An 18,973-nucleotide genomic window follows, 5' to 3' on the forward strand; every position below is an offset into this window, starting at 1 on the left:
CTTACACCGTTGTAATTCGGCCTTATGGTAGTGAGCGTGACTCTAATCGACCCCACCCATACCATCAATGAATACCTGTCGCGCGAAGACTGGCGCGTCAATGCGAACGCCAACCAGGACTACTCGCTCGGTGGGCTCATCCTCAACGCTTCCGGCAAGATGATCGCCAACTACTGGCTCGATAACATCTTCAGCGAGGAAGCAGCCATCGCGCATCGCGAGGGCGACATCCACATTCATGACCTGGACATGCTCGGCGGATACTGTGCCGGCTGGTCTCTCCGACAACTACTTACCGAGGGCTTCGGCGGTGTTCCCGGCGCGATTTCCTCCCGCCCACCAGAGCACCTATCGAGCGCCCTGGGCCAAATGGTGAACTTCCTGGGCACGCTCCAAAATGAATGGGCCGGTGCCCAGGCATTCTCCTCCGTAGACACGTATCTGGCGCCCTATGTACGGGTAGACAACCTCAACTATGACCAGATCAAGCAGTGTTTCCAGGAGTTTGTCTATAACCTCAATGTGCCTTCACGCTGGGGAACCCAGACCCCGTTCACCAATGTCACCCTCGACTGGACCTGCCCAGAGGATCTGCGCACCGAGCACCCGTTGATCGGCGATACCGTGTGCGACTTCACCTACGGGGACCTCCATGCCGAGATGGACCTGATCAACCGCGCCTTCATCGAGGTTCTCTCCGAAGGTGATGCCGATGGTCGTCCATTCACCTTCCCGATCCCTACGTACAACATCACTAAGGACTTCGACTGGGATTCGGAGAACGCAGCAGCGCTCTTCGAAATGACCGCTAAGTACGGCCTGCCTTACTTCCAGAACTTCGTCAACTCTGAGTTGGATCCTGGCATGATCCGCTCGATGTGCTGTCGCCTGCAGCTAGACCTGCGTGAGCTCCTCAAGCGCGGCAATGGGCTGTTTGGCAGCGCTGAGCACACCGGCTCCATCGGAGTAGTCACGCTGAATTGCGCGCGACTGGGCTACCGCTGCGAAAGCGAAGAAGAGCTGCTGAGCGAGGTCTCCCGTCTGGTGGCTATCGGCGTCGATACGCTGGAGCGCCGACGCGCTACGGTGGCGAACCTGCTGGATGCGGGCCTATACCCCTACACCGCCCGCTGGCTGCCGACCTTGGATAATCACTTCTCCACCATTGGCGTCAATGGTGTCAACGAGATGATCCGAAACTTCAATGGCGAAACCGTCGCGTCCGATCCGGAACTGGCACTTCGACTTCTGCAGCACATTAATGATCTGCTCGTCGCGGCGCAGGAGGCCACCGGACATCTGTATAACCTAGAGGCCACGCCTGCGGAGGGCACTACTTACCGTTTTGCTCGCGTTGACCAGCAGCTTTATCCTGACATTATCCAGGCCGGCACCCCGGACCAGCCTTATTACACCAACTCAACGCAGCTGCCTGTCGCACACACGCCTGACCCCTTTGAGGCACTCGAGCTACAGGAGGAACTGCAGACCCAGTACACCGGCGGTACAGTGCTGCACCTCTACATGGGCGCAGCGCTCACAACCGGTGACGAAGCCGCATTGCTGGTTCGGCGTGCCTTGTCTCGCTTCCGTCTGCCGTACATCACGATCACTCCGACCTATTCCATCTGTCCTTCCCACGGCTATCTCGCCGGTGAGGTACCGGAATGCCACTGCGGTCGCGAGACCGAGGTCTGGACGCGCGTAATGGGTTATTTCCGGCCGGTGGCCAGCTTCAACACCGGCAAGAAGGGCGAATTCCGTGAGCGGGTCTACTTCCATTAGCCTGCCCCTGGCTGGAGTTATCCCCTTCTCCGCCACGGACTGGCCCGGCCATCTCACGGTCACGGCATTCACTCAGGGCTGCCCGCTGGCATGCCCTTATTGCCACAACCCTGCGCTTCAAACCGTCGGCGGCGGGCAGCCCTTCGAATCGGTGCTGCCGCTGCTGGAAAAGCGACGCGGGCTTATCGACGCCCTGGTCATTTCCGGCGGGGAGCCCACCATGCACGCGGGGCTAGGAGAGGCAATTTCTGCAGTCCACGCCGCTGGTTTTCCCGTTGGGTTACATACTTGCGGGTACCGCCCCTCGGCGATGAAGGCGTTGCTCGAGTCTTCGGCCACCACCCCGGATTGGGTCGGGCTCGATGTCAAGGGGTTGCCGGAGGACTGCCAGGAAGAACTAGGCATAGCGCCACGTGCGGCGGAGGGGTGTTGGGAAACACTGTCACGGCTGCAAGCTGCCGGGGTGGATCTCCAAGTACGCACCACCGTGTGGCGAGGTTCCACGATCGAGCGCCATGTGCCGCAGCTTCGCGAGCGAGTCCAGAGCTACGGCGTAGATCTGGTGGTACAACAGGCCCGCAACGTCGATGCTACGGGCCAGTTTCGAGGCTAGTGCTCTGCCACGGTAACCGCTTGAGCGGCCGTGGTGGCGCGATCCCGCGCAGCCTCGACGGATTCTCCAGTAGCAACTGCCACACCCATTCGGCGTTTGCTGCCCGCGAGTGGCTTACCGAAGAGCCTCAGGTCAGCTTCCGGCACGGCTAGGGCCTCGGCCACGCCCGAGTACTGCACCGGCCCCTCAGAGGAACCATAAATGACGGCGGATGCGCCCGGCGAGGTGAGAGTGACATCAACAGGCAAGCCGAGGATAGCGCGTGCATGCAGTTCAAACTCGGAGAAGCGCTGCGAGGCCAGCGTTACCAGGCCAGTATCGTGTGGTCGAGGTGAAACCTCGGAGAAATAGACATCATCACCATCGATGAAGAGCTCCACCCCGAACACGCCGCGGCCGCCCAGGGCACCGGTGATCCGAGCCGCTACTGAACGAGCGTTCTCTAGGGCTACCTCAGACATCGGCATCGGCTGCCACGACTCCACGTAGTCGCCGTCCACCTGCCGGTGGCCGATGGGCTCACAGAACCAGGTGGCATCCTTGCCAGTAGCCGGGTCAATTGACCGAACGGTAAGCAGAGTGATCTCATAATCGAACTTCACAAAGGACTCGATGATGACGCGACCCGAGTCCACTCGGCCACCGGACATCGCATATTCCCAAGAGCCTTGAATATCTTCGGCGGAATGCACCACCGACTGTCCTTTTCCGGAAGAACTCATCACTGGCTTGATTACGCAGGGATAGCCGATGCGCTCAACAGCTGCTGAGAACTCCTCGAAAGTAGACGCAAATTCGTACTTGGACGTTGGCAAGCCAAGTTCCTCGGCTGCCAGGCAGCGAATGCCTTCTCGGTTCATGGTCAGCTGGGTAGCCCGCGCAGTGGGGATCACTGTGGCAGTGCCAGCTTCTTCCACAGCGGCGAGGGCCTCGGTGGCAATGGCTTCGATCTCCGGAACCACAAAGTCAGGCTTGACCTGTTCGATCAGCTCCTCCACGGCTTGAACAGAAGTCATATCGATCACGTATGAAGAATGCGCCACCTGGTGCGCAGGAGCATTGGCGTAGCGGTCCACGGCATGAACTTCAACGCCTAGTCGCTGTAGCGCGATGGTTACTTCTTTGCCGAGTTCGCCGGAGCCAAGCAGCATGACTCGGGTGGCGTTTGGGGACAGTGGGGTGCCGATTTTTTCCGGAGTGTACATGGGAAAAGTATAAGCCCCCAAAGGCGCGGACGGGCCAGTTGCGAACCGCGGGTTTTGAACTTCAGGTTAAGTCCACACCAGCGTTCCTATGGTGCTTAAGCCACGTCTGTGGCAACCACACGACAAGAATATAGGCAATGAGGAACGTGAGGGTCTTATCCAGTGGGTCGCTGAAACCAAAGCCGTCCTGAAAGCCGATGGTGGTGTAGCGGATCTCATTTAGTAACTGCGCAGTGCTCGGCTGCCCCTGCCTAATAATCGGCCCTAAGAGGGTGATGTTGAGCGGTGCTGCGAGTAGCGAAGTGAGCAGTCCCGTGAACAGGCCGTTGATAAGTACCGGAACGAGGTTAGCCATGCCACCCAACTCGTGAGATTTGCCCGCAATAATGGCAACCACCATATTGAGCGGGGCGAAGAGCAGCATGCCAGGATCCCATAGTGCCAAAATCAAATAGTAGGATGCCGAGCACGCGACCCCGAAGCGAGTACCCAAGAGCAAAGCTGCCGCGATGCAACCGATGGTGTCGAGGTACAGCGGAATGCCGGTGTGCCAGAAGGTTTTACCCATCCCCACGTCCAGCAGAATGAATGCTGCCAGTAGGCCAATGTTTCGCCAGGACAGCTGCTTGGTGCTTGCGAAGAGCGCAGCGACAAGAATGAAGAGGTTTGTGCAGATCACCACGATCTGAATTGGCTCGCCATTAAAAGTATGAATGTTTTCCTTGGGAGGGAAAGCCAAGACTACTACCCAGTTGAATACCACTAGTAAAAGCACCATCGCGTCAAGAAGCACGCGCCACCGTTTGAATTTGTACATAGCTCCCTTGAGGTTGCTGGCTGCGTGACACCCGCAGGCCGTTTGGGCCCAGCCAGCATCGATCTGGCAACCAACCGGCAGTAGCATTCGCCCGATTGATCGTGGAAAACACGGTGATCTCTCAGTGTTTGCTGGTCAGGGACTATTGTCGACTTATCTCGAAGATGTCCAGCACACCTAAAATCAGCTCCACCTAAGTGCTAAATCAATCCTATCTGGTCACCATGCCGTGCCAACTCAGTGGCCTGCGTAATGACCTATTCGCGACGGCATTGAAACTAGAAGGCAGCTCCCACGATTCATATCGCGGGAGCTGCCTTCTAAACGTGCTGTAGTGCAATCATCTGGGGAACTAGTCGGCCATCACGTCATGCCGCACGATTGTCTGGTCGCGACCTGGGCCGACACCGATGTAGGAGATGCGGCAGCCGGAGAGCTCCTCCAAGCGCAGGACATAATCCTGCGCCTTCTGCGGCAAATCTGCGAAAGTCTTGCAGTCGGTGATGTCTTCGTCCCATGCTGGCATCGTCTCAAAGATCGGTTGTGCATGGTGGAAGTCGGATTGCGTCACCGGCATCTCGTCGAATCGCTTGCCGTCGACGTCATAAGCGACGCAGATAGGGATCTCGCCGATACCGGTGAGCACGTCCAGTTTGGTCAGGAACAGGTCCGTGAACCCGTTGACGCGAGAGGAGTAGCGGGCGATGACGGAGTCGTACCAGCCACAACGACGCTTTCGGCCGGTGTTAACGCCGATCTCACCGCCTGTGGTCTGCAGGTATTCGCCCCACTTGTCAAAGAGTTCGGTCGGGAACGGACCGGCACCAACGCGGGTGGTGTAGGCCTTGATGATGCCCAGCGAGTGCGTGATGCGAGTTGGCCCGATGCCGGAACCGACACAGGCGCCACCTGCCGTCGGGTTGGAAGACGTCACGAATGGGTAAGTCCCGTGGTCAACGTCCAGCATTGTGGCTTGGCCGCCCTCCATGAGGACATTCTTGCCAGCGTCAAGGGCCTTGTTGAGTTCAAGCTCCGCCTCAATGATCATCGGACGTAGGCGCTCTTGGTAGCTGAGGAAGTACTGCACGATTTCCTCTGCGACGATGGACTTGCGGTTGTACATCTTCACCAGCATCTGGTTCTTAACGTCCAGTGCAGATTCCACCTTTTGCCGCAGAATGGACTCATCAAAGATGTCCTGGATGCGGATGCCCACGCGAGCCACTTTGTCTGCGTAGGTTGGACCGATGCCACGGCCTGTTGTGCCGATTGCGCGTTTGCCCAGGAAGCGTTCTTGGACTCGGTCGAGGACCTGGTGGTATGGCGCTACCACGTGTGCGTTTGCGGAAATACGCAACCGGCCAGCATCGCAGCCACGTGCGATGAGGCCATCCATTTCTTCAAAAAGCGCTTCCAGGTTGATCACGACGCCATTGCCCAGTACTGGGGTAGCATTTTCACTCAACACACCAGCTGGCAGGAGCTTGAGCTCATACTTTTCACCGCCGACAACAACGGTGTGACCTGCGTTGTTACCACCGTTTGGCTTCACAACATAATCGACGAGGCCGCCAAGGATATCCGTGGCTTTGCCCTTGCCTTCATCGCCCCATTGGGCGCCGACAATCACGATTGCAGCCATAGTTAACGTCACTTCCGATCAACTCGAGTAGCGTCCCACATCTAGGGGCGCATAAGACGTTAACTAATTCTACATGCTGTGAAGGATCTCCAAATTCATGCGGGCCATGACCTGAGTTGCGCCGACACCAGTGGGTGAAAACTGTTTTCCAACTCCTGGGCTACTTCATAGCAGCTCAGGACACCGAGTTACAGGTCCTCGATGACCTCGGGAGGGAAGCCTGGATGTGATGAAGTAGGCACGAGTGCCGCCACTGCAGAGCGACGAGACAGCCCACATACCTGCAGCAAATCCACGATCAAGGAACGCGTTTGCCCCAGAATCATCAGGGTGGAGAACGCGTCCGGGTCAGCCAAATCTGGTGCGGCCTGTGCCGCCAACTTGCGCAGCCTGTTCGCTAACTGTGGCAGCTCCGGAGCCATGGACGCATCAGTCCGGTACCAAAACACCTCTGACAGGTCGTGGGAAATTTCGGCAAGCTCATGAATCAGTTCCATCTGCCCCTGCGAGAGGGGTTCTTGGTCGTCGAGAAGCACCACCGCACGCCGAGCCAACACCCGGGTATTGCGCATCGCGTTATCCACCGGGTTGAGCACCCGGAGGATGGAACGCAGCTCGCGGCGACGTTTCCACATCAGCGGTGAGGCATTCACTACTTCCCTACTGGAGTTGGCGGTGTTGATCATGTTGTTGATCGCGCCTTGGGTGCCGCGCGCCTTTTGCAGCGCCGCGGCGAGCTGCTTCGAATCACCATGATCCATCGCATCGGCGACGTCCGCCAGGACCGCAGACGTCAAGCCCAAAATGCGGGCGATCTCGCGCCTACCGCCCTTCAGTGGCGATTGGGGAAGCAAGGCCATGACCACGATGCCCACTACCCCGCCGATAAACGCATCGACCATGCGGTCCATGCCACCCGAAGTTCCAGGAGGAAGAATGGTTGCGATGAGGACCGAAGCGAAAGCGGCCTGATTCGCGGCCAACACGCCTTTATCAACGAACATCACCGCAGTCACTGAGATCACTACCCCGACCGCAATTTGCCACACCCCGGCACCAAAATAGTTGATCAACAAGTCCCCCAACCCCACGCCAATACCGACGCCTAAAACGAGCTCAAAGGCTCGCCGCATGCGGTCACCGCCGGTAGCGGACAGCACAATGATCGTAGCCATCGGGGCGAAGAACGGTTGTGGGTGTCCAATGAGGTGCACGCCGATCCAGTAGGAAAGGCCAGCCGCGAGCCCCAGCTGCACTATGTACAGCCACGAGGTGCGCACTCGCTCAAAACCTTCACGAAGGCGGCCGATCGTTAACGCCGTTGCGGCTTTCTGCTTGCTTCTCACGCTTGCCCAGCTTATACGCCTTGTCCCACCGCCCGCTGTTGTTCCCCCGTTGACCGCACTTTTATGCCCTCAGCTGCGTACTTTGCGAGCCACAAAGTAAAATTGTTGGCTATGCGACGAATCATCCTGCAGTGTGGCCAGGCACCGCCGCACCGGACACGCGTGGACACTATCGAGTTGCCCACCATTCCTTCTCAGCGAGATCTGCGCTTCCTTGAACCAATCGCTCGGAGCGCACTGGAGAGCGATCCGACGCCCTCACTCGCGGAGATTCAGCAACAACCCGATGTGAAGCCCTTGGGCGCTCCGCAGTTGGCGCCGCAGCGGCCGTCGACAAGCGTGCGCTTGGTGGTGCGCGGCAACGACGCCGCACTGTCCGCAGTGCTCACTCGCCTGATGCGCCAAGACGACATGTGGATTGAGGTCGCTTTCGCCCCGACTGGGCCGTCCATTGCCGCCGAGAATTGGAAGCTCCCGGGTTTGGACTTTGCGCTTGAGGGCGAAGTCCAGCCCGCTCCGCTCATCCGCGATGATGCCGGCATTGCGGTGGCAGGATCCGCGGCCATCGTCGACTGGGATGGCGGCGAGGTTACCGGGGAGGTCATCGTTGATGACCATGTTCTGCTGCACACGCAACAGCAGAGCGACAACTTCGGGGTCCGGCTCGTCCCCACCACCGATGCACCCGGCATAGCGGCTGTGAAGAAGGTGCGGCAGCGTGCTCGGATTCGCAGCGAATACGACCTCCGCAGCCTGGCAACAGGTCGTGCGCTGCAGGCGGGCGGACGCAACCTGCGCGTGCTTATCGACGGCGAATCCCGCAAACGCCCTGTCGAGCGTGCGACGTTTTACCGCCATCTCCGCGACCTACAGGTGGTGCGCCCTTAACTGGCCACACCAGCGTGCAGTCGCTGGACCGGCACTGCCTAAAGAAGTGTGCCCCGGGAAAAATCCCGGGGCACACTTTTGTTGCAGCTTAGCTTACTTGGAAACCGAGGTTCCTACGGAGTGCAGGTCCTGGCAAGCCTCGATAATGCGCTCAGCCATGCTCTGCTCAGCCTTCTTCAGGTAGGAGCGTGGGTCGTAGGCCTTCTTGTTGCCAACTTCGCCGTCGATCTTGAGCACACCGTCAAAGTTGGAGAACATGTGCGCAGCGATTGGGCGGGTGAAAGCGTACTGGGTATCAGTATCGACGTTCATCTTGATGACACCATAGCGCAGTGCCTCTTCGATCTTTTCCTTCTCGGAGCCGGAGCCACCGTGGAATACGAAGTCGAAAGGCAGCGCGTCGTCGCCGAGGCCCAGCTTCTTGCGGGCGACCTGCTGGCCTTCCAGCAGCACCTCTGGGCGGAGCTTGACGTTGCCTGGCTTGTACACGCCGTGGACGTTGCCGAAGGTAGCGGCCAGCAGGTAGCGTCCCTTTTCGCCGGTGCCGATGGCATCGATGGTCTTCTCAAAGTCTTCAGCGGAGGTGTACAGGTTAGCGCCAGCCTTAGCTTCAACGCCGTCTTCTTCGCCACCGACAACGCCGATCTCAACCTCAAGGATGATGTTGGCGGCCTTAGCCTTTGCCAGCAGCTCCTGGGCGATCTCTAGGTTCTCGTCGATTGGCACGGCAGAACCGTCCCACATGTGGGACTGGAACAGTGGCAGCTCGCCACGGTCGACGCGCTCCTGGGAGATCGCCATCAGTGGGCGGACGTACTCGTCGAGGACTTCCTTCTGGCAGTGGTCGGTGTGCAGCGCAACGTTGATGCCGTAGTTCTTCGCAGCCTCGTGTGCGAAAGCTGCGAGTGCAACAGCACCGGCGACTTTGTTCTTTACGGCAAGACCGGAGCCGAACTCTGCGCCACCGGTAGAGAACTGGATGATGCCGTCAGACTCTGCCTCCGCAAAACCCTTCAGGGCTGCATTGATGGTTTCAGAAGACGTGCAGTTGATCGCTGGGTAGGCAAAGCCACCCTTTTTAGCGCGATCGAGCATCTCGTTGTAGACCTCGGGAGTTGCAATAGGCATAGTCTGGGACCTCCAGGTTGGTTGGAAAAATTACCTACTTTCCGATTATGCCCGTAAAACCGGCGCCGTGCTGTGGTCCACGCATTTGGAGGTATCGCTCCCACACCTATTTTTCTACAGCGGTCACCTTAGCGGCTGCTTCTAGCAGCATCCATCCCGAAAGCTGTACAGAAAGGTCTCGTTCCGGCACCGCAGAACCCAGCACAGCGCCGCTGACGGAACCTGAGTAGGCGCTGCTCTTCGGAACCTGGGCATCCCGCGTCCAGTCTGATGGGAATACCGGAAGGCCATCGATTTCCAGCCGGTGGTTCCATACCGAAAGCGCAGAGGCGCTCACCAGTCGTGCGGCTTTCCGCTTTGTCTCCCGGGTGGCCTGGGAGTCCCCGGGAAGGCGTACTGCTACGTCGGCAAGGTAGCGCGCCAAGATTCCCTTGAACAGTCCACCGTCGCCGCCGAAAGTTTCGCAATTGATCACGCCTTCTGGGGTGGCCAGATGGGTTTCTACCGCGGAAACAAGTTCGCGGACACGGGCAATGTAGGCGTAGGCGTCGTGGGCACGTTCGGCGTCATCAAGCGTCGCAAGATCCTTGATTCCCTCGTGTGCGAGGATCCCCTCGGCGATCTCCAGGCAGGCACCCATCATGACACCCTGGCAGTACGGGTGGATATAGCGGACTACCTCTGGACCGTGCATCCGCATACGGATACCGTCCATGACCAAGCCTTTTTCGTCGATGAGGTTGTCAAAAACCCAGTCGGTAAGTACGCGCGCCTTGGCAATTTTCCCGATCCGCGCGAACATAATGGCCGCGGGGCCATTAGTGGGCACGTTGTAGAAAGTCTCATTAGTCCGCCACGGCAGCACTCCGGTCAAGGTGTCAATGCCTGCCGCGATATTGTTCTCGAGGGAACGCAGGTTCTTGCTTTTCGACGCCCGCTGCCAACGGCCCGCGGCAAGGGCGAGCCACGACTTGTCGTCATAGTAGCGATTGACAGTCAGGTTGCGAATATTGCGCAAGCGGATTCCCCGCATCGTTTCCCGGATGCGCTTCTTACGCTTCTTCGTCGGGCGCCGCAGGGCGGCATCAATCTGGCAGTCCAGGTAGTGAGCCTGCCACCAGTAGTGCCAGCGCAGGAACAACTCGTCTTTGGTAGTTGCTGGCCAGCTAATGACAGCGAGATTTGTTTTCGGGATCCCCCACAGTTTCCGCGCGTGCCGGTCGGTGATCGCCGACTCGGCGAGATCCGCCCTATGGGACCATTTTTCTTCCATTGGCTGACTCCTCACCAAGCGTTCTCAAGAGATGCATGTTGCCGGATCCATGCGTGCATGGCGATCCCGGCAGCAACACCTGCGTTAATAGATCGGGTGGAACCGAATTGCGCGATGGAGCACGTCATGAGCGCTCCTTCGCGCGCCGCTTGCGTGACCCCCGGCCCTTCCTGACCAAACAGTAACAGGCATTTGTGCGGCAGGCTCGCTGTTTCTAGCGGGATTGACCCCGGGGTGTTATCGATCGCCACGATGGTCAGCTCCTGCGCGCGCGCCCAACTAATGAGCTCGTCCACTGTTGCGTGGTGCATTAGGTGCTGATAGCGGTCCGTGACCATCGCTCCACGCCGATTCCACCGCTTCTTTCCCACGATGTGCACGGTATCCACCGCAAAGGCATTTGCCGTGCGCACCACAGTGCCGATATTGGCATCGTGCTCGAAATTCTCAATGGCGATGTGGAGCGGGTGTCGCCGTGTATCGATGTCAGCGACGATTGCCTCGCGCGTCCAATAGCGATACTGGTCCACAACATTCCGCTTATCGCCCTGCGCAAGCAGCTCAGGATCAAACTTGGAATCGCTTGGCCATTCACCCTCCCAGGGCCCAACACCAACGCGAGATTCAAACCATTCGGTGGGCCCTTTAACTTGTTCAGAGTCCAAGGTCAGCCAAACCCAAAAGGTAGCGGTATTCCAGGCCCTCGGCTGCGATAACATCGCCCGCGCCGGTGTTGCGATCCACGACGGTGGCCACGCCCACGACCTCCGCACCGGCCTCTCGCAAGGCAGATACCGCGGTCAACGGGGAGTTGCCGGTAGTGGTGGTGTCTTCCACCACGAGTACTTTCTGACCAACCACATCACAGCCCTCAATGCGCCGCTGCATGCCGTGCTTCTTAGCTTCCTTACGCACCACAAAGGCATGGATCTCGCGCCCCGCGGCGTGCATCACTGAGGTTGCTACTGGGTCCGCGCCCAAGGTAAGTCCACCGACCGCGACGTAATCCCAATCGGAGGTGAGCTCACGCAGCAGTTCACCGATAAGCCGTGAGGCCTGAGCGTGCAGCGTGGCACGGCGCAGGTCAACGTAGTAATCCGCTTCCTTCCCGGAGGATAGCGTCACCTTGCCATGCACGATGGCCAATTCCTTCACCAGCTCGGCAAGCTGCTGCTTCTTCGTTTGGTTTACCATGTGTGCTCCTTAGGCGGTTTTTAGAAGATTGTGGGTTTGGTATCGCGACGCACCACTCTTGTGCCGTCACTTTCTGGCAGCTCAGCAGGCCCCTCGGCAATCGCGCCGACTTCATCTACTCCCACCGGACGTGCTTCCACAACACCGTGGGAAGCGCGCTGCGCCCTGCTCGGCATTTCGACAGGGTCCTCCGAACGCGGCACCCTGAGTAGTTCCGGTTCTTGCTGCTTTTCGACGAGCACTGGATCGCCCACCGGGCGAGTTCTCACCGGAACCTCTAGGTTCCGAACGGCACGTGGTGGCAGTATCCGCGAAGCATCGGCAATCAGCGCAAGCGGCTCTATCATCCGATCCCAATCCTCGGAAGTAGAACTCTTCTGGGTTTGGGCTAGGACCCAATCCGACTCTGCCCACACCGCTGTCACGGCTGCAGGCATGGCTGCTAGCGCTGCGATAATGCGCTCGTCGATGGCACGCTCGGCGGCACCGAAATCGTTGGATAGGATCGCGAAACCTGAAACTTGGGTTACGGGGAGGAGATCGTCGGAGTCGTCGTCAAGCAGCTCGCCAACGCGGCGGGCATCGAGCACGACATCGCTGGCGGCGGTGCGCCGAATCGCCATCACTGGCACGTTTTCCAGATCGACCAGGTACATTTCATATTCCAAGCCGAAGCTCTCCACCACTCCGGAGACCACTTCGCGTGGCGCTGCACCAGTGGCTGCGGCGCCACGCGACCACTCGTCAGTTAGATAATCATCAGCCTTGGCGTAGTCGAAGCCACGGTCGCTCGCCCAGTGTTTGCGCTCGCGACGCGCACCACCCGGCAGTTTGAGTCCAAGGCGGTGCTCGCGGTGTTCCCGAGGATCTGACTCGGTCACTGCGTCTTCGGCATGTTTTGCCACGGGTTCTGATGGAGCCGCCGGTTCCGCCGCCTCGATGTCCGCAATTACCTCAGCGATCGAGTCCGGTTCTGGCTCCGGTTCCGCAATCGGCTCCGGTTCTGGTTCTTCCCCTAGATCAGGTTCAAGGTCTTCCACTACCTCAATCTTGCGGGCAACACCCGGTGTCAGTGGTTCGGACAACTCATCCCAACCAATTGCTGGGCCAGCGTTTGCCAACACCTCAGTCCCCTGAGTGCCCCCACCGCCTAGTTCAGCCGGGGTTGAATCAACTTCTGACGCGCCCTGAGCCGGCTGCTGCTGTTGACGACGCGAAAACCACAGCAGAAATACTGCGATGGCAATGAGTAGGAGAGCTGCAAGAATAAACCACACGGGGATAAAGCTTAGTCGACCCGCTGCACCGGATTACTACGATCGGCGGACCACTGCGACCAACCACCCACAAACAGCGCGGCACCAGGCAGCCCAGCGTGGTGCATCGTCGCGATCATTTGTGCCGAATGCAACCCGGAACCGGAGTAAACGATGACGTTTTCACCAGAGGTCACCCCAATTTCCGCAAACTTTTCCCGAATCTCCTCCGGGGACTTGAAGGTGTAGTCCTCATGCAAAAGATCCAAGCTGGGCAAGTTCACGGCACCCGGGATGTGACCTGCTTTGAGATCGAGGGATTCCTTCTGTCCGGAATAGCGGGAACGCTCACGGCAGTCGACGAGAATCCCCTGATGTGCCTTCACGTCCTCTAATGTTGCGGTCGGTAGTTGGCCAATGTGCGGCCGTAGTGTGCTGGTTGCCGGGAAGTTACCGGGTCCACCAACGACGGGCAGCCCGGCGCGCCTCCAGCCGTCAATGCCACCATCAAGGATCCGGACGTCCGGAACACCCGCCCACTTCAGGATCCACCAGGCACGGGCGGCAAGAAAGCCTTTGCCGTAGTCATAGATTACAACCGGGCTTTCGGCGTTGACACCCATTTTGACGAACCACCGCTGCAGCTGCAGCGGGTCCGGCAACGGGTTGCGCCCTTCTTGACTCGAAGGAATTCCTGCTAGCGCTAGCGAGGTGTCGCAAAACTGCGCGTTTGGGATGTGTTCGGTGAGAAAGCGGGTCAGACTCGCGCCCATACCGGGCTCCCACACGGATGCGACGATCGTGGTTTTGCGGGAATCCCGTACGCGTTGTACAAGGTCAGCCGGGGTGATGGTGATCATGGCACCAAGTCTAGGCGGGACTGCGGGTAGGTGCAGCATCAGGCTAGGAACGTCGAGAAGCAGACGCACACAGCGGTACCGGCCACGATCGACAGCACCGCGTTACGACGCCAAGCGTGCACTACTACGGTCGCAGCCAACCCGAGCCCGTATCCCACATTGATGTTGGTGCTGCCCCAGTTCACTCCCGTCAAACAGTAGAGGGCAAGAATAAACATTGCCCCCATGGGCATCCACCGGCCGAAGTTCTCTAGCAGCGCCGAACCGTACAACCGGGTTTTGACCAGGAAGGGCACTGTGCGCAAAGCGAAGGTCACGGCGACGCAGGTGGCGACGGCGAAGAAGAAGTAGCTACTCATGGCGTCCCACCACCTTGTGACGAATCACTAGTGCTACCGCAAACAAGGTCATTGCGATGAGCATCATTTGTTGGTGTCCGAACATCGCGCCCACCCCAGCAGCACCAACAGCCAGCAACAGACCAACCGCATCTTTGTTAACGTGCCAGGAATCCATGGCCAGCACCACAAACAGGGCGATGAGGACAAAGTCCAATCCCGCCAAACCACCAAGCAGGCGCGCACCAAACACTGCGCCTATCAGCGAGCCACCCGCCCAGGACATGTGCAGCCCAACGTGGATCCACCACATTACTTTTGGGTCGCGTTCTTCTCGTGGCAGCCCCATCACTACCGCAAAAGCCTCATCAACCATGCAGAAAACTATGTAGAGCCGTTGCCATGGCTTCTTGAAAGCCTCAAGGGGGTAGGTAAGCCCATAAAAGAGGTGGCGAAAATTGATGAGCAAGGTGGCCACAGCGATACTCAGCAATGGTGCGCCCGCAGCGATCAAACCGATGAGAATGAACTCCATGGAACCGGCGAGAACCGTGAGGGAGATCAGGGGCGCTGCCCACCACGGAAAGCCGTTGTCCACGGCCAATACTCCGAAACCGATACCCAGCACCATAATGCCAAACCACACCACGCCGGCTTTGGAGATGGCGGTGTGGATTGGCGCACGCTGGGTCATAACCGGTCATTGTAGTTTTGTGTGGGCGTCCCCATTCGCACTGGGGGTACGGAGGGAAAACTGCCCCATGGAAAGCTGTTCCACCTCAGCCTTGTCGGGCGGGCAACTCATTTCCACGGGGCAGAATCAGGCTGGATCTAGGCCGAGAGCTCCAGCGACTCGCCGCCATCAGCAACATCCACGTGTACGGTGTCTCCGTCCACGACGTCGCCGGCTAGCAGCTTCTTGGCCAACTGGTCGCCAATAGCCTGTTGGATGAGGCGACGCAGTGGACGCGCGCCATACGCTGGGTCGTAGCCGCGCTCCCCGAGCCACAGGCGGGCTGCATCGGACACCTGCAGCTGCAGCTGGCGGGCAGCCAAGCGAGCTGCCAACTGCCCCACCTGAATATCTACGATGCTGGTCAGCTGCTCCTGAGAAAGAACGTCGAAGATGACCACGTCGTCGAGGCGGTTGACAAACTCTGGCTTGAAGGCATGCTTTACGGCATCCATCATCTGTTCCTTAGTGCCACCAGCCCCCAGGTTAGAGGTGAGGATCAGCAGTGTGTTGCGGAAGTCCACGGTACGGCCTTGGCCGTCGGTCAAGCGACCTTCGTCGAGGACCTGCAGCAAAATATCGAAGACGTCTGGGTGAGCCTTCTCCACTTCGTCGAAAAGCACGACGGTGTAGGGGCGGCGGCGCACAGCCTCGGTTAACTGGCCACCTTGGTCGTATCCAACGTATCCCGGAGGGGCTCCGACGAGGCGGGCAACAGAGTGCTTCTCACCGTACTCGGACATGTCGATGCGAACCATGGCGCGTTCATCATCAAAGAGGAATTCCGCGAGAGCCTTCGCCAGCTCCGTTTTACCCACACCGGTAGGGCCCAGGAAGAGGAAGGAACCGGTTGGGCGATTTGGGTCGGCAACGCCGGCGCGGGAACGGCGCACGGCATCAGAGACCGCTACCACTGCGGCGTCCTGTCCGACCACACGTTTACCCAGTTCAGCCTCCATGTTCAGCAGCTTTTCCGTTTCCCCTTGCATCATTTTTCCGGCTGGGATCCCAGTCCAGGCGGAGACCACATCGGCGATGGTATCCGGCGTGACTTCCTCCGTGACCATGGATGCCTGGATCTTGGACTCAGCTTCCGCAACTTCCTTTTCCAGCTCGGGAATCCGGCCGTAACGCAGCTCGGCAACCTTACCTAAGTCGCCCTCACGTTCCGCCCGCTCAGACTCGCCGCGCAGACGCTCCAATTCCTCTTTCGCGGTGCGCACCCGATCGATGGAGGACTTCTCATTAGCCCAGCGGGTTTTTAGTTCGCCGAGCTTCTCCTTTTCATCGGCAAGCTCCTGGCGCAGCTTGTCGAGGCGGATCTTGGATGCCGCATCAGTTTCTTTCTCCAGCGCCATCTCTTCCACTTCGAGGCGACGAACCACGCGTTCAAGTGCATCGACTTCCTGCGGGGAAGAATCGATCTCCATGCGCAAGCGCGAGGCCGCTTCATCAACAAGGTCGATTGCCTTATCTGGCAGGAAGCGCGAGGTGATGTAGCGATCGGACAGCGTCGCAGCAGCCACTAGCGCCGAGTCTTGAATGCGTACGCCGTGGTGCACCTCGTAGCGCTCCTTCAGGCCACGCAGGATGCCGATGGCATCCTCGACTGAGGGCTCACCGACATAGACCTGCTGGAAGCGACGCTCCAGCGCGGCATCCTTCTCGATGTATTTGCGATACTCCTCCAAAGTGGTGGCGCCGACGAGTCGCAGTTCACCGCGGGCAAGAAGCGGCTTGATCATGTTCCCGGCATCCATTGCAGACTCACCGGAGGCACCGGCACCCACAATCGTGTGCAGCTCGTCAATGAAGGTAATGACCTGCCCTTCGGCGGCCTTAATCTCGTCAAGCACAGCCTTAAGACGCTCTTCGAACTCACCGCGATACTTCGCCCCGGCAACCATCGAGCCGAGATCTAGGCTAATTAAGGCTTTCCCTTGTAGAGATTCAGGTACGTCACCCGCCACGATTCGACGCGCTAGCCCCTCGACGATCGCCGTCTTTCCAACGCCAGGCTCGCCAATCAGCACTGGGTTATTCTTGGTGCGACGGCTCAGCACCTGGACTACGCGACGAATCTCTTCATCACGTCCGATAACCGGATCAATCTTGCCTTCACGGGCCAGCTTGGTCAGATCGGTGGAGTACTTCTCCAGCGCTTGGAACTGTCCCTCCGGGTCTTGGGAGGTGACCTTCTGAGAGCCACGCACCGCAGTGAAAGCGCTTTTAATAACGTCATAGGTGGCGCCACGAGACTTCAGGATGTCAGCAGCATCGGAATCGCCGCGGGCAATTGCCGCCAAGAGCACCTCAGTGGAGACAAATTCATCTCCTAGCTCGCCGGCCAACTCCTGAGCTGCAGTGAGCACATTGAGGGCGTCGCGATTGAAATTCGGGTTGGCCAGGTTCGTCCCCGAGGCTTTAGGGTAGCTATCAACCTTCGATTTCGCCTCGCCCAACACCGTTTTAGGGTCCGTGCCTGCGGCCTGTAGGACAGGAGCGGCAATGCCATCAGCCTGCTCCAAAATTGCGACAAGCAGATGTGCGGGTCGAATATCTGGGTTTCCGTTAGCGGAAGCGAGTTGCAATGCTGACTGCAGCGCTTCCGAAGTCTTAGTGGTTGGGTTAAATGAATTCATATTTTTCCTCTCTTTCTACTAGTTCTAACACTCAACAGATTGAGCGTGTTCCACTCAACTCACGGAAACACTGTGATATGCAACACAATTAAAGTTGACAACCCTTGACTCAAGAGCTTGCTCCGAGCCTCACACATGCTTACCATGTTGACGTGACCCCATTTAAGGTAGTGGTAATCGGGGCAGGCCAGGCAGGACTCGCTTCCGCGCAGCAACTCACCAACCGCGGTCTTCGCCCCGGCAGCGACTTCCTCATCCTCGACGCCAACGACGGCCCCGGCGGCGCTTGGAGGCACCGCTGGGACTCCTTAACTCTCGGCAAGACCCACGGCATCGCCGACCTGCCCGGCCTAGCGGCACCACGTGGCGACGACACCGTTCCCGCGTCACGTTTAGTCTCCGAATACTACGGATCCTACGAAGAGCTGTTTAACCTGGCGGTTCGACGCCCTATCCGAGTGCTACGCGTCTCCCAGGACAGCCCACACGTGCCATTTCAACTTGAGCTCTCCTCCGGGGAGAGCATCTGCGCCCACATCATCATCTCCGCCACCGGCACCTGGGATTCCCCGTTCATCCCCCATATCCCCGGCATCGAAACTTTCCAGGGAAAGCAACTCCATACTAAGGACTTTGTCCGCGCAGCTGATTTTGCGGATCGTCGCACCGTGGTCGTCGGCGGCGGACTCTCCGCGATCCAATTCCTACTCGAACTGGGCGCCGAGACCCCGACGGTCTGGGCCACACGACAGCCACCAGAATTCCTGGGCAACGCCACATCAGCGTCATGGGGATTAGACGTCGAGAAGCGGGTGCGCGCACGCACCCTGCGCGGGGAGGGCCCCGGCTCAGTGGTATCCAACACCGGCATCCCGGCGCGCACTGACTATCACGCCGGCGTTAACAGTGGTCTGCTAGTTTCCCGTGGCATGTTTGACCAGATAACACCCGAAGGAGTGGTCTTCGCAGGCACACCACCCAGCCCAGCCTATGGTTGGGACCCACTACCAGCGGGCACGTTCGTGGATGCGGACATCATCTTTTGGAATACTGGCTTCCGCCCTTCACTACAGCACCTGGCCCCGCTGCATCTGCGCTCACCACGAGGGGGAATCCACATGACGGATGAGGTCACTACCGCCAGAAACCCGCGAGTACTGCTCGCTGGCTACGGCTCGACTGCTTCCACCATTGGAGCGACCCGCGCTGGTCGCAGGGCCGCCTCCGCTGCGTCAAAACTGCTTAGATAGCGC

At 58.9% G+C, this 18,973-nt stretch carries 17 protein-coding genes; 4 read left to right on the top strand and 13 right to left on the bottom strand.

What is annotated here, in order from left to right; translation table 11 throughout:
* Positions 1-36: 36 nt before the first annotated feature.
* Entirely contained in the window at positions 37-1,785 is a 1,749-nt protein-coding gene (locus WG915_RS03695; protein ID WP_445227778.1) for a ribonucleoside triphosphate reductase, read from the top strand.
* Positions 1,763-2,398: an anaerobic ribonucleoside-triphosphate reductase activating protein gene (locus tag WG915_RS03700; RefSeq protein WP_339564028.1), complete on the top strand. Its 636-nt coding sequence runs from the start codon at positions 1,763-1,765 to the stop codon at positions 2,396-2,398. Before WG915_RS03695 ends, WG915_RS03700 begins: the two co-directional genes overlap by 23 nt.
* On the opposite strand, the gene purT is transcribed toward WG915_RS03700, so the two are convergent.
* From purT to WG915_RS03720, 4 genes are all read right to left on the bottom strand, one after another.
* Positions 2,395-3,603, bottom strand: a complete 1,209-nt coding sequence (purT, locus tag WG915_RS03705) for a formate-dependent phosphoribosylglycinamide formyltransferase (protein WP_339564029.1) — start codon at positions 3,601-3,603, stop codon at positions 2,395-2,397. The two genes, WG915_RS03700 and purT, sit on opposite strands and share 4 nt — an antisense overlap.
* A gap of 61 nt (positions 3,604-3,664) precedes the next feature.
* On the bottom strand, positions 3,665-4,420 hold the full coding sequence (locus WG915_RS03710; RefSeq protein ID WP_339564030.1) for a hypothetical protein: 756 nt from the start codon (positions 4,418-4,420) through the stop codon (positions 3,665-3,667).
* A gap of 352 nt (positions 4,421-4,772) precedes the next feature.
* The gene (locus tag WG915_RS03715) at positions 4,773-6,062 is read right to left on the bottom strand and encodes an adenylosuccinate synthase (protein ID WP_339564031.1); all 1,290 of its coding nucleotides are present in this window, start codon (positions 6,060-6,062) and stop codon (positions 4,773-4,775) included.
* Between the two features lie 188 nt (positions 6,063-6,250).
* Entirely contained in the window at positions 6,251-7,372 is a 1,122-nt protein-coding gene (locus WG915_RS03720; RefSeq protein ID WP_339564212.1) for an FUSC family protein, read from the bottom strand.
* Positions 7,373-7,519: 147 nt separating this feature from the next.
* Here WG915_RS03720 and WG915_RS03725 point away from each other — a divergent pair, with 147 nt between their 5' ends.
* The gene (locus WG915_RS03725; RefSeq protein WP_339564032.1) at positions 7,520-8,296 is read left to right on the top strand and encodes a hypothetical protein; all 777 of its coding nucleotides are present in this window, start codon (positions 7,520-7,522) and stop codon (positions 8,294-8,296) included.
* Positions 8,297-8,389: 93 nt separating this feature from the next.
* Here WG915_RS03725 and fbaA read toward each other — a convergent pair whose 3' ends face one another.
* The 9 genes from fbaA to clpB all read right to left on the bottom strand — a co-directional run bounded on the left by fbaA (position 8,390) and on the right by clpB (position 17,720).
* The gene (fbaA, locus tag WG915_RS03730) at positions 8,390-9,424 is read right to left on the bottom strand and encodes a class II fructose-bisphosphate aldolase (protein ID WP_339564033.1); all 1,035 of its coding nucleotides are present in this window, start codon (positions 9,422-9,424) and stop codon (positions 8,390-8,392) included.
* Positions 9,425-9,530: 106 nt separating this feature from the next.
* The gene (locus WG915_RS03735) at positions 9,531-10,697 is read right to left on the bottom strand and encodes a glycoside hydrolase family 76 protein (protein ID WP_339564034.1); all 1,167 of its coding nucleotides are present in this window, start codon (positions 10,695-10,697) and stop codon (positions 9,531-9,533) included.
* An 11-nt stretch (positions 10,698-10,708) separates the two neighbouring features.
* A complete protein-coding gene (locus tag WG915_RS03740) occupies positions 10,709-11,416 on the bottom strand; it encodes a TrmH family RNA methyltransferase (RefSeq protein WP_339564035.1) in 708 nt (235 codons plus the stop codon).
* Complete coding sequence (gene pyrE, locus WG915_RS03745; protein WP_339564036.1) at positions 11,352-11,891, bottom strand: orotate phosphoribosyltransferase; 540 nt, start codon at positions 11,889-11,891, stop codon at positions 11,352-11,354. Before pyrE ends, WG915_RS03740 begins: the two co-directional genes overlap by 65 nt.
* A 20-nt stretch (positions 11,892-11,911) precedes the next feature.
* On the bottom strand, positions 11,912-13,168 hold the full coding sequence (locus tag WG915_RS03750; RefSeq protein WP_339564037.1) for a hypothetical protein: 1,257 nt from the start codon (positions 13,166-13,168) through the stop codon (positions 11,912-11,914).
* A gap of 11 nt (positions 13,169-13,179) precedes the next feature.
* Positions 13,180-14,007, bottom strand: coding sequence for a sulfurtransferase (locus tag WG915_RS03755; RefSeq protein ID WP_339564038.1), 828 nt, complete (start codon positions 14,005-14,007; stop codon positions 13,180-13,182).
* Positions 14,008-14,045: 38 nt separating this feature from the next.
* Positions 14,046-14,366, bottom strand: coding sequence for a branched-chain amino acid transporter permease (locus WG915_RS03760; RefSeq protein WP_339564039.1), 321 nt, complete (start codon positions 14,364-14,366; stop codon positions 14,046-14,048).
* Positions 14,359-15,039 (bottom strand): AzlC family ABC transporter permease, encoded by a 681-nt coding sequence (locus tag WG915_RS03765; RefSeq protein ID WP_339564040.1) that lies wholly within the window; start codon positions 15,037-15,039, stop codon positions 14,359-14,361. The genes WG915_RS03760 and WG915_RS03765 overlap by 8 nt, the downstream gene beginning before the upstream one ends.
* A gap of 137 nt (positions 15,040-15,176) precedes the next feature.
* Complete coding sequence (gene clpB, locus WG915_RS03770; RefSeq protein WP_339564041.1) at positions 15,177-17,720, bottom strand: ATP-dependent chaperone ClpB; 2,544 nt, start codon at positions 17,718-17,720, stop codon at positions 15,177-15,179.
* Between the two features lie 152 nt (positions 17,721-17,872).
* Here clpB and WG915_RS03775 point away from each other — a divergent pair, with 152 nt between their 5' ends.
* Positions 17,873-18,970, top strand: a complete 1,098-nt coding sequence (locus WG915_RS03775; RefSeq protein WP_339564042.1) for an NAD(P)-binding domain-containing protein — start codon at positions 17,873-17,875, stop codon at positions 18,968-18,970.
* The last annotated feature ends 3 nt before the right edge of the window (positions 18,971-18,973 follow it).

The sequence above is a fragment of the Corynebacterium sp. H128 genome (genome assembly GCF_037482625.1).
Classification (GTDB): Bacteria; Actinomycetota; Actinomycetes; order Mycobacteriales; family Mycobacteriaceae; genus Corynebacterium.

Coding starts and splice junctions, on each gene's coding strand:
- purT (WP_339564029.1), bottom strand. CDS start 3,603: ATGTACACTCCGGAAAAAATCGGCACCCCACTGTCCCCAAACGCCACC.
- WG915_RS03710 (WP_339564030.1), bottom strand. CDS start 4,420: ATGTACAAATTCAAACGGTGGCGCGTGCTTCTTGACGCGATGGTGCTT.
- WG915_RS03715 (WP_339564031.1), bottom strand. CDS start 6,062: ATGGCTGCAATCGTGATTGTCGGCGCCCAATGGGGCGATGAAGGCAAG.
- WG915_RS03725 (WP_339564032.1), top strand. CDS start 7,520: ATGCGACGAATCATCCTGCAGTGTGGCCAGGCACCGCCGCACCGGACA.
- fbaA (WP_339564033.1), bottom strand. CDS start 9,424: ATGCCTATTGCAACTCCCGAGGTCTACAACGAGATGCTCGATCGCGCT.
- WG915_RS03735 (WP_339564034.1), bottom strand. CDS start 10,697: ATGGAAGAAAAATGGTCCCATAGGGCGGATCTCGCCGAGTCGGCGATC.
- WG915_RS03740 (WP_339564035.1), bottom strand. CDS start 11,416: ATGTTATCGCAGCCGAGGGCCTGGAATACCGCTACCTTTTGGGTTTGG.
- pyrE (WP_339564036.1), bottom strand. CDS start 11,891: ATGGTAAACCAAACGAAGAAGCAGCAGCTTGCCGAGCTGGTGAAGGAA.
- WG915_RS03755 (WP_339564038.1), bottom strand. CDS start 14,007: ATGATCACCATCACCCCGGCTGACCTTGTACAACGCGTACGGGATTCC.
- WG915_RS03760 (WP_339564039.1), bottom strand. CDS start 14,366: ATGAGTAGCTACTTCTTCTTCGCCGTCGCCACCTGCGTCGCCGTGACC.
- WG915_RS03765 (WP_339564040.1), bottom strand. CDS start 15,039: ATGACCCAGCGTGCGCCAATCCACACCGCCATCTCCAAAGCCGGCGTG.
- clpB (WP_339564041.1), bottom strand. CDS start 17,720: ATGAATTCATTTAACCCAACCACTAAGACTTCGGAAGCGCTGCAGTCA.